This window comes from Actinoallomurus acaciae, from assembly GCF_042429965.1.
Classification (GTDB): domain Bacteria; phylum Actinomycetota; class Actinomycetes; order Streptosporangiales; family Streptosporangiaceae; genus Actinoallomurus; species Actinoallomurus acaciae.
The window spans coordinates 1-10,191 of the sequence record NZ_JBHLZP010000321.1 but is presented as its reverse complement, the minus strand read 5'-3'; the positions used below and the strand labels follow the sequence as shown (position 1 = coordinate 10,191).

10 protein-coding genes and 1 pseudogene are annotated in these 10,191 nt (G+C 72.3%); 9 read left to right on the top strand and 2 right to left on the bottom strand.

Features of this window, described 5'->3' with window-relative positions:
* Nucleotides 1-877 (top strand): annotated as a pseudogene (locus tag ACFFNX_RS32460) (thiamine pyrophosphate-dependent enzyme); the annotation flags it as partial.
* Nucleotides 878-922: 45 nt separating this feature from the next.
* Here ACFFNX_RS32460 and ACFFNX_RS32455 read toward each other — a convergent pair.
* Nucleotides 923-1,699 (bottom strand): IclR family transcriptional regulator, encoded by a 777-nt coding sequence (locus ACFFNX_RS32455; RefSeq protein ID WP_378209688.1) that lies wholly within the window; start codon nucleotides 1,697-1,699, stop codon nucleotides 923-925.
* A gap of 154 nt (nucleotides 1,700-1,853) precedes the next feature.
* On the opposite strand from ACFFNX_RS32455, the gene ACFFNX_RS32450 reads away from it, so the two are divergent.
* The 8 genes from ACFFNX_RS32450 to ACFFNX_RS32415 all read left to right on the top strand — a co-directional run bounded on the left by ACFFNX_RS32450 (nucleotide 1,854) and on the right by ACFFNX_RS32415 (nucleotide 9,183).
* A complete protein-coding gene (locus ACFFNX_RS32450) occupies nucleotides 1,854-2,867 on the top strand; it encodes an ABC transporter substrate-binding protein (RefSeq protein WP_378209687.1) in 1,014 nt (337 codons plus the stop codon).
* Nucleotides 2,864-3,859, top strand: coding sequence for an NrtA/SsuA/CpmA family ABC transporter substrate-binding protein (locus ACFFNX_RS32445; protein ID WP_378209686.1), 996 nt, complete (start codon nucleotides 2,864-2,866; stop codon nucleotides 3,857-3,859). The genes ACFFNX_RS32450 and ACFFNX_RS32445 overlap by 4 nt, the downstream gene beginning before the upstream one ends.
* Nucleotides 3,856-4,677, top strand: coding sequence for an ABC transporter permease (locus ACFFNX_RS32440; RefSeq protein ID WP_378209685.1), 822 nt, complete (start codon nucleotides 3,856-3,858; stop codon nucleotides 4,675-4,677). Before ACFFNX_RS32445 ends, ACFFNX_RS32440 begins: the two co-directional genes overlap by 4 nt.
* Nucleotides 4,674-5,411, top strand: coding sequence for an ABC transporter ATP-binding protein (locus ACFFNX_RS32435; protein ID WP_378209684.1), 738 nt, complete (start codon nucleotides 4,674-4,676; stop codon nucleotides 5,409-5,411). Before ACFFNX_RS32440 ends, ACFFNX_RS32435 begins: the two co-directional genes overlap by 4 nt.
* Nucleotides 5,408-6,223 carry an LLM class flavin-dependent oxidoreductase gene (locus tag ACFFNX_RS32430; RefSeq protein ID WP_378209683.1) on the top strand — a complete coding sequence of 272 codons (816 nt, stop codon included), beginning with the start codon at nucleotides 5,408-5,410 and terminating at the stop codon, nucleotides 6,221-6,223. The genes ACFFNX_RS32435 and ACFFNX_RS32430 overlap by 4 nt, the downstream gene beginning before the upstream one ends.
* On the top strand, nucleotides 6,216-7,325 hold the full coding sequence (locus ACFFNX_RS32425; RefSeq protein WP_378209682.1) for an LLM class flavin-dependent oxidoreductase: 1,110 nt from the start codon (nucleotides 6,216-6,218) through the stop codon (nucleotides 7,323-7,325). The genes ACFFNX_RS32430 and ACFFNX_RS32425 overlap by 8 nt, the downstream gene beginning before the upstream one ends.
* Nucleotides 7,322-8,242, top strand: a complete 921-nt coding sequence (locus ACFFNX_RS32420) for an ABC transporter substrate-binding protein (RefSeq protein ID WP_378209681.1) — start codon at nucleotides 7,322-7,324, stop codon at nucleotides 8,240-8,242. Before ACFFNX_RS32425 ends, ACFFNX_RS32420 begins: the two co-directional genes overlap by 4 nt.
* 467 nt (nucleotides 8,243-8,709) lie before the next feature.
* Complete coding sequence (locus ACFFNX_RS32415; protein WP_378209680.1) at nucleotides 8,710-9,183, top strand: phosphoribosyl-AMP cyclohydrolase; 474 nt, start codon at nucleotides 8,710-8,712, stop codon at nucleotides 9,181-9,183.
* 207 nt (nucleotides 9,184-9,390) lie between these two features.
* On the opposite strand, the gene ACFFNX_RS32410 is transcribed toward ACFFNX_RS32415, so the two are convergent.
* On the bottom strand, nucleotides 9,391-10,191 hold an 801-nt coding region (locus ACFFNX_RS32410), incomplete at its 5' end, for a fumarylacetoacetate hydrolase family protein (RefSeq protein ID WP_378209679.1).

The following is a 10,191-nucleotide window of genomic DNA, read 5'->3' as shown; positions in this document are numbered from 1 at the left end:
TCGACGGCCGGATGATCGGGATGCGCTACCCGACCGAGGTCAACCTCGTCGGCGACGCGGCCGAGACCCTGCGCGCACTGATCCCCCGCCTGAGGCGGGCGGAGGACCGGTCCTGGCGCCGGACCGTCGAGGACAACGTGGCCCGCTGGTGGGGCACCGTCGAGCGGCAGGCCAAGGTCGAGGCCGACCCGGTCACCCGATGCTGCTGTTCTGGGAGCTGAACCCGCGCCTGCCCGACGACACGATCGTGACCGCCGACTCCGGCTCGGCCGCGAACTGGTACGCCCGCGACCTGAAGATCCGCGCCGGCGTACGCGGCTCGCTGTCGGGGACCCTGGCGACCATGGGACCGGGCGTGCCGTACGCCATCGGCGCGAAGTTCGCCCACCCCGGCCGGCCCGCCATCGCGTTCGTCGGCGACGGCGCCATGCAGATGAACGGCCTGGCCGAGCTCCTCACCATCAAGCGCTACCACTCCGAATGGGCCGACCCGCGGCTCGTCATCGCCGTCCTGCACAACAACGACCTCAACCAGGTCACCTGGGAGCTGCGCGCGATGGGCGGCGCGCCGAAGTTCGAGGAGTCCCAGACCCTGCCCGACATGTCCTACGCCGCGTTCGCGCGCTCCATCGGCCTGGAGGGCATCGAGGTGGACAAGCCCGAGGCCATCGGGCCCGCCTGGGACCGCGCCCTGGCCGCCGACCGGCCGGTCCTCCACGTCCGCTGCGACCCCGACATCCCGCCGATCCCGCCGCACGCGGACTTCGAGCAGCTGAAGGACGCCGCCGAGGCCGTCATCAAGGGCGACCCCGACTCCACCGGCGTGGTCAAGAAGGGGCTGAAGACCAAGGCCCAGGAGCTGTTCGGCCGATCCTGAGCGCCGACGCGAAGGCCCGGCGGGGGCCGCCCGGTCCGGGGCGGTTCAGCCGCGCCGGCGCTCGTCGGGGTGGAGGAGCAGGACTTCCAGGGCACGGGCGCAGGTCTGCGCATGGCCCAGGAACCAGGGCATGCGCGCGTCGGTGAGCACCTCCGGAGTGGACCGCACGGCGAGCGCGAAGCGGGCGTGTCCGGCGCGGTCCAGCAGCGGAACGGCCAGGGTGCGGATTCCCTCGGCGGACTCGCCGTCGTTGATCGCGTAGCCGACCGCGCGGACGCGCTCGACCTCGGCTCGCAGGCTGGGCAGGTCGGCGATGGTGCGGCCGGTCAGCGGGCGGAGCGGGCCCAGGTCCGCCAGGTCGTCCTCGCCCGGCCGTGCCCAGGCCAGCAGCACCTTGCCGAGGGCGGTCGAGTGCAGCGGACGGCGCAGCCCGATCCCGGTGTCGTTGCGCCGCACCGAGCCGCCGGAGACCAGCACGACGTGCGTGCCGCCGCGGATCGCCAGGTCGGCGGTGGCCCCGGTGACCTGGGCGAGATGGTCGAGTTCCGGGCCGGTCCGCTGCAGGCCGCGCTGGTGGTAGGACAGGAGGCCGAGCTCCACGACGGAGGGGCCGAGCCGATAGCGGGCGGTGCCGTCGTCCTGGTCGAGGAAGCCCGCCCGTGCGAGGGTCTGCGCGAGCCGGTGCGCCGTGGAGGAGCTGAGGTTCAGCCGCCGGGCGATGTCGGAGGCGCTGAGCGCGGCTCCGTTGTCGCGGAAGCAGTGCAACACGCCGAGGGCGCGCAGGACCGCCTGGTTTCCGGTGGGGGCGTTCGTCCGCGCCATGTCCCGCCTTTCGCCGAGCTGTCCACGATGCGGCATTGCCCAGTGAACCTACCGGATTAGCCGTATTGCCCCCTACCTGGGACACACCGCAGGGACTTTCCCGCATCATGGGATCCAGATTGAGTTGGTAGGTTTTGTCGTAAATACTCCCCGCATGGTCACCTCGCGTCCGGACACCCTGTGGTTCACCCGCTGTCCCGTCCCCACCGCCACCGGCATCGCCGCAGGCCAAGGCTGGCTGGCGGCCGAGTTCGCCGCGGACGGCATCGCCGTCCGGTCACTGCAGGAGTCCGGGACCGGTGAGGTACGCGGTGAGCACTTCCGGCATCGGCTGGCCACGCTGTTCCGCGAGGGCGGCAACGTTCCCGCGCTGTGGGCGAGGTCCGGCGGCGCGCCGACCCGGCTGGTCGGCCTGACCTGGATCGAGGAGCGTCAAGTCATCGTGGCGCGGCCGGGCTCGGGCATCGAGGGCCCCGACGACCTGAAGGGCCGGCGGCTGGCGATCCCGCGCCGCGCCATCGAGATCGACTTCTGGCGGGCGATGGCCCTGCGCGGATTCGACGGGGCGCTGCGCCAAGCCGGGCTGACCCTGGACGACGCCGTGCCGGTGGAGCTGGACGGCGACGTTCCCGGTCAGTGGGAGGCCGAGCTCACCGCGTTGCGCGAGGGCCGGGTGGACGCCGTCTACACCAAGGGCGCGGTGGCGGTCGAGGCCGCCGCCCGCCACGGCGCCGAGGTGGCCGTCGACCTGGACTCCTTCGCCGACAGGCGGTCCAGGGTCAACAACGGCACGCCTCGCCCGATCACCGTCGACCAGCGGCTGCTGGACGACCACCCCGACCTGGTCGTCCGCTTCCTGGCGGTGCTGCTGGGCGCCGCCGACTGGGCCGCGAACCGGCCCGCCGAGGTCGCTCGCATCCTGCAGACCGAGACCGGGTCGGGTCCGGCCGGCGTGGCGGGCGCCTACCGCGGCCACTACCACCGCGGCCTGCACGCCGACCTCGACGACCTCCGCCTCACGCTGCTGGCCGAGCAGGAGGAGTTCCTACGGCGCCACGGCTTCCACGACAACCCCGTGGACGTCACCACCTGGGCCGACCCCGCGCCGCTGGCCAAGGCCCGCGCGCTCGTCCCACGCCTTCCCTTCATCGCACAGGAGCAGTCATGACACGCACGCTTTTCCGGCGCCACACCCTGGCCGCGCTGCTGACAGCGCTGCTGGCGGTGGCGGGCTGCGGCGGGTCGGGCGGCGACGCGGTCGACGCCGGCGGCGGCCGTACGGTCACCATCCGCATCCCCGACCCGGGCAACGCGGGCGTGCTGGCCCGGGGCAAGAAGGACGGCAGCCTGGCCAGGGCACTGGCCGCCGTCCACGCCAAGGTCGCCTGGACCGGCAGCTCCGGGCCGTTCGCCCCCGCCGCGCAGGAGTTGAACGCCGACAAGCTGGACATCGCGCAGGGCTCGATCACCTCGGCCATCGCCGCGCTCGCCCAGCGGCCCGGTTTCAAGCTGTTCGCCCAGGTCGCCCCCGACAAGAACGGCGAGGGCATCCTGGTGCGCAAGGGCTCACCGATCACCTCGGTCAGCGCCCTCATCGGTAAAAGGGTCGCCGTCAACAAGGGCGGCACGGCCGAATACCTGCTGCTCAAGGCGCTGGCCCAGGCGAACATCCCGGCCGACCGGGTGAACCGGGTGTACCTCGACCCGGGGCAGACCGCCGCGGTGTTCAACTCCGGGAAGGTGGACGCCTGGGCGGTCTGGGCGACGTACTCCATTCCGGAGATCGCCGCCACCGGCGCCCACTTCCTGGTGAACGGCGGCCAGATCGGCTCGCAGAACTACTCGGTGTTCGCCGTCCGCACCGGCTTCGCGGACGCGCACGCCGACGTTCTCCGGGCGCTCTCCACCTACCTGCACGACCAGAGCCTGCGGCAGATCCGAAACCCCGCGGACTTCGTCAACGTCTTCACCACGTCCGGCCCGCAGGCGGTCAGCGGGACCGCGAGGCGACTCACGATCGACGACGTGAGCAAGGGCGCCCCCACCGACGCGATCGGCGAGACGAACCTCGCCGACTTCGCCCAGGTCGCCAAGTTCTTCGCCGACCAGAAGATCACGCCTGCCGAGGTGGACGTGGCGCCGCACGTGGTGCGGCCGTGACCACCGCGTACCCCGATCTCATCGTCCCGCGGCCGGACCTGCCCCGGCCGAGGCGCCGGGGCGTGACACCGGTCCTGCGTACGGCCGGACCGCTGGCGCTGCTGGCCGGCTGGTGGGTCGCCTCGGCCACCGGAGTGCTCACCCCCGACGTGCTGGCCTCCCCCGCCACCGTGGCCAGGGCCGCACGGGAACTGTGGTCGGACGGCCAGCTCACCGACGCGCTGGGTGTCTCGTTGACGCGGGCCGTCCTCGGCCTGCTCTTCGGGCTGACCGCCGGTCTGGTGCTGGGCGTGGTGACCGGGTTCTCCCGGCTGGGCGAGGAGCTGCTGGACTCTCCGCTGCAACTCCTGCGGGCCCTGCCGTTCCTCTCCCTGGTGCCGCTGTTCATGGTCTGGTTCGGGATCGGCGAGGCGGCCCGGGTGATCCTCATCGCGGTCGCCACCACCTTCCCGATGTACGTCTCGACCGCGGGCGGAGTGCGCACCGTGGACCGGCGGCTGCTGGAGGCCATGCGGTCGTTCGGGCTGGGGCGGTGGCGGCTGGTCGCCGAGGTGGTGCTGCCGGGCGCGCTGCCGTCGCTGCTCGCCGGCTTCCGGCTGTCGATGACCCTCAGCGTGATCGCGCTCATCGCCGCGGAAGAGATCAACTCCACCTCCGGCATCGGCTACCTGATGACCCAGGCGCAGAGCTTCTCCCGTACCGACATCCTGTCCGTCTGCGTGCTGATCTACGGGCTGCTCGGGCTGGTGGCCGACCTGATCGCGCGAGGCGCGGAGCGGGTGCTGATGCCGTGGCGGCCGAGAGGGGCGGCCCGATGAGCGTCGCCGTGCACATCGAGGGACTGCGCCGGACCTTCGACGCCCGGTCGGTCCTGGACGGGCTGGACCTGGACATCCGGCGCGGCGAGTTCGTGGCGCTGCTCGGTGCCAGCGGCACCGGCAAGACGACACTGCTGCGCATCCTCGGCGCGCTGGAACGGCCCGACGCCGGGACCGTCCTCGTGCCCGAGGCCCGCACGATCGTGTTCCAGGAACCGCGCCTCGTGCCGTCCAAGCGGGCGCTCGGCAACGTGGTCGTGGGCCTGCCGCGCACCGCGGAGTCCCGTGAGCGCGGCCTGCGGGCGCTCACCGAGGTGGGCCTCGCCGGCCACGCACGGGCCTGGCCGCACACGCTGTCGGGCGGCGAGGCGCAGCGGGTGGCGCTCGCGCGTGCCCTCGTACGCGAGCCGGACCTCCTCCTGCTCGACGAGCCGTTCGCCGCTCTGGACGCGCTGACCCGGCTGCGGATGCAGGATCTGGTCGCCGACCTGGTGCGCACCCACCGTCCGGCGGTGCTGCTCGTCACCCACGACGTCGAGGAGGCGATCAAGCTCGCCGACCGCGTGGCGGTGCTCAGGGACGGCCGGCTCGTCACCGACGAGACGGTGGCCGCCGAACGGCCTCGTGACGCCACCGATCCCGCGTTCACCGCGCTGCGCCGCCGGCTGCTGGCCGACCTGGGCGTACGGGAGAACGAACCGGCCGTGGAGGCCATCGAAGGGGGACGACGTTGACACGTTTCCACATCACCGTGCCCACCCGTACGCCCGAACGGGTGGAGCTGCCGGAGTTCGTCACTGACCTGCGACCGCCCGACCGCGGCACGAGCCACCGTCTGGTCGGCCGGGCCGCCGAGCTGGCCGGCCTGGACGGCGCGCTGGTGCCGTTCGACCCCGGCGGCCTGGAGTCGCTGGTGGTCGCGGCGGGGCTGCTCCGCGACTCCCGGCGTATCGACGTGATCGCGGAGTTCCATCCGGGCATCGCCACGCCCGTCTACGCGGCGAAGCTGTCGGCCTCGGCGCAGCGCTACACCGGCGGACGGCTCGGCTGGCGGCTCGTCGTGGACCTGGCCCCGGCCGTCGCCCGTGCCCAGGGCGACTTCCTGACCGGCGCCGCGCGGTACGCCCGCGCGGCGGAGTTCCTCACGGTCGCCCGGGGCGTCTGGAACGGTTCGGGCTTCGGTTTCGACGGTGAGTACTTCCAGGTCCTGGACGGCGGGCTGCCCGCGTCCCGCGCTCCGCGCCCGTTCCCCCGCGTCTACCTGTCCGGAACCTCGGACGAGGCGCTGGAGCTGTCGGCGAACCACGCCGACGTGCACGTACTCGACCCCGGTGACGATCCGGCGCTGGTGCCGGACGGGGTCGCCGCCGCCGTCCGGCTGCCGGTACGGGCGGGGTCGGACGAAGAGGTGGCGGCGGAGATCAGAGGACACCTGGACCGGGGCATCACGGAGTTCTTCCTCGAACCCTCCGCACCGCTGGACGACGCCTACCGGCTCGGGCAACGCGTCCTGCCGCTGCTGGAACAGGAGGTACGGCATGGTTGACGTCTACTGGCGGATCGCCATGGAGGGCGACGCTTTCGCGCTGCGGCTGGGCGACATCACCAGGGGCGGCTTCGGGCCGTTCCTGCCCGGCAGCCTCGGCCCGGGGCTGCGCACCGGAGCGCCCGACGGGTACGGCCCGCTGGACTACATGGCCGAGGTGGCGCGCTCCACCGAGCAGGCGGGCTTCGTGGGCGGGCTGATGCCCTCCTTCCCGCAGACCGACGACCCGTGGGCCGCGGCCTCCGCGCTGGCCCACGAGACCAGCACGTACCGGTTCATGATCGCCTTCCAGCCGGGGTTCCTGCACCCGGTGCAGGCGGCGCGGATGTCGGCCACCCTCCAGGCCGCGACCGGCGGCCGTGTCGTCTACAACATCATCTCCGGCGGGGGCGGCCCGCAGCAGCTCTGGTGGGGTGACCGGGTCGACCACGACGACCGGTACACCCGCACCTCGGAGTTCCTCGACGTGCTCAAGGGCGTGTGGCACGGGCCGTACGACCACGAGGGCCGTTTCTACCGGGTCGAAGGCGGAGCTCTGCCGCCGGGGTTGCGCGGGCAGCCGTTCCCGGAGATCTACTTTTCCGGGTCCTCGCCCGCCGCGATCGCCGCCGCCGGCCGTCACGCGGACTACTACCTGTCCTGGCTGGAGCCGTTCGACGCGCTCGCCGAGAAGTTCGACCTCGTCCGCCGCCACAGTGACACGCCCCCGAAGTTCGCCGTACGGGTGGACGTGCTGGCCCGGGAGACCGAGGAACAGGCGTGGGAGGAGATCGAACGCGGCTGGGAGCGTCTCGGCGAGACCGAGCGGACCCCCGAGGCCGTTGAGTCGGTCGGCTGGCGGCGCGGCCGGGAGTTCACCGCGGGCACCGGTGACTCCCACCGCGACCTGGAGGTCCAGCCGAACGTGTGGGGCGGCTTCAACCGGCTGCGCCCCGGCCCGCTCTTCGGCCTGGTCGGCGACTACCACCAGGTCGCCGCCCGGCTCGACGAGCTCATCGACCTCGGTGTGGACGCCTTCATCCTCGCCGGTGTGCCCCACCTGGAGGAGGCCCAGCGCGTGGGCCGCCACGTTCTTCCCCTGCTGAAAGGAAAGTCGTCATGACCCTGCGCGTCGGATTCTTCCCGCAGAACAACTCCCTGTGGGTGCTGCGGCACCGCGGCGTCCTGGAGCGGTCCGTCCCGGACGTGGAGTGGGTGGACCTGCGGTCGCTGCCCGCCGGAGAGCGGCCGAGGCCGACCGAGGGGCTGCCGTCGGCCCACGGCGACCATCTGTTCGACGGCGGCTACGACTTCATCGGCACCGGATCCACTCCCCCGGTCACGGCCCAGGCCAAGGGCCACGACGTGGTCTACGTCGCGATCTCCGGGCCACGGGTCGAGAACGGCCGCCTGGTCGTGCCCGCGGACTCGCCGATCGCCACGCCCGCCGACCTGAAGGGCAGGCGGGTCGCCCTCGGACACGGCTCCTGGCAGACCACGCTGCTGCTGTTCGCCCTGGAGCGGGCCGGGCTGAGCTGGCGCGACATCGAGCCGGTCGACGCCTACGGCAACGCCGCCGAACTGTTCCAAGAGGGCGAGGTGGACGCCTGGGTCGGGTCCTATCCGCACCTCACCGAGGTGGAGCGGCGCGGCCCCGTCCGAACGATCATCGAGACCGACGGGTTGTTCAGCCACCGCTCCCTGTGGTTCACCAGCCGGGCGTTCGCCACCGAACGACGCGGCGAACTGACCGCGATCGTGGCGGCACTGCAGGAGAGCGACGCCTGGATCCGGCAGAACCCCCGGGACGCCGCCGCGTTGTTCACCACCGACGACGGCGGAGACCTCGACGCCTGGGAGCATGCGCTGCGCACCCGGCCGTGGGGGCTCCATCCGGTCACTGGCGACTTCGTCGCCGAGCAGCAGCGCGCCGCCGACCTCTTCCACGCCAACGGCCTGATCGAACGGAGCATCCAGGTCGCCGACGCCGTCCTGCCGGAGATCAACGCTTTGGTCGAGGAGACGGCTCCTCAGGGGTGAGACGCCGGCCTCCCTGCTTGAGCGCCTCGGCAGGATGGGCCCTCCCTGCTATCGCGGCGCCGGAGGAAGACGTCCATGCGGGTCCTGCTCTCCGGCCTGCGGGGTCTTGGGAACCGGAGGAGCCCCGCCGGGCAACGTCGGCAGGTTGTGCCCGGCCACGCGGGCACATCACCATCGGCGAGCCCGTCTCGACGGCCGGGCTCGCCCGGTACCCGCTGCCCACCTTGCCTTTCCGCGCATCGCGGCGGTGCCGTCGAGTTCGCCCGCCGTCGCGCCGGGGCCGCCCCCGGAAAGATCGCCCGGTGTGGCCTGTCCGGCACGGGCCTACGCGGAGCCGCCCCGGCCGCCGCGACGGCCCTGCTCGCCGAGCCCCGGGAGGAGCTCATCCGCTCGCTGCTCGGCCGGCGGCCGGACGGGTTCTTCATGACCGGCACCGTCCACAGCCCGGCGGTGGCGACTGCTCAGGTATGGACACCCTTGCCGTACTCCTTGCGGGGCGTGCGGTCGGCTCAATCGCCGGGCAAGATGAGCGGGTGAACCAACTCGAAGAAGGCATCGCGCTTGACCTGGATTTCGGCAAGCTCGCCAAGGTCGCCGCGACGGGGGCCGACGTCCTTCCCGTTGTCTTGCAAGACCATGACAGCGGTGACGTCCTCTTCGTGGGATACGCCAACCAGGAAGCCGTGAAGGTCTCGCTGCGTGAGCGGATCGCGGTCCTGTGGTCGACCTCGCGCAACGAGCTATGGCGAAAGGGCGCAACCTCCGGCGACACGTTGGCGCTGGTCGACATCCGCGTCAACTGCGACCAGAACTCCCTGCTGTACGTGGTGCGCCGGACGACGGGCGGGGCTTGCCACACTCAGTCGCCTTCGGGCGCACCACGACCTACCTGCTACTACCGGACGATCGTCGACGAGACGTCGCTAGAACACGTCCTGTGAACGGACGCTAGTCCCCCTGCCGGGTCATCCCCTTCGCCCTTAGGGAAGCGGGCCAGGCCCTACCGGTGAAGGTGGAGCGCCCCCACCGGACGAACGACCTTCGCCGGTAGGACCTGGCCCGCTTGGCTACGCCTGGGGCGTCGCCGCCGGGCCAGCAACTGAGCGGTGTCCCTCCGGTCGCCCGGCGGCGGCCGGAGAGGTCGCGGGTCAGCGCAGCAGGCCGCGGCGTGCGAGGTTGGTCATCAGGGCGCGTATCCCGAAGTCCCACGGAGCGCAGTCCTGGGTGTGCTGGACCTCGTGGGTGAGGGTCCCGAGTTCCGGCGTGGAGATCCGTACGACGTCGCCCTGGTGGTGGGTGAAGCCCCAGCCGGGGCGCCCCCGGTCGTTGACCGGCGCGAACATCGTGCCCAGCAGGAGGACGGCGCCGTCCGGGTACTGGTGGTGGTCGCCCATGAGCTGGCTCACCAGGTCGGCCGGGTCCCGGCTGATCTGGCCGTGCGGCGACGCCCCGCTCATCGTGAAGCCGTCGGCGCCGACGACCTCCAGCCGGACGGTCGTCGACCGGATGTCGTCCAGCCCGAACGTGCGGTCGAACAAGCGTACGAAGGGGCCGAGCACGCAGGAGGCGTTGTTGTCCTTCGCCTTGGGCAACAGCAGCGCGGAACGACCCTCGTAGTCGCGGAGGTTGATGTCGTCGGCGAGCGTGGCGCCGACGATGTCACCCCGTGACGAGACGACCAGGCCGACCTCCGGCTCCGGGTTGTTCCACTCCGACTCGCGCAGCACGCCCGCGCGGCTGCCGTGGCCCACGGCGGACAGCGGCAGCGCCTTCGTGAAGATCTCGGCGTCGGGCCCGATGCCGACCTCCAGGTACTGGCTCCACTCTCCGCGCGCCACCAGCCGCCGCTTGACCTCGGCGGCCTCGGGCGAACCGGGGCGCAGCGTACGGAGGTCGCCGCCCAGCGCCTCCGCCAGGTCCGCGCGGATCGCCGCGGCGGCGCCGGGGTC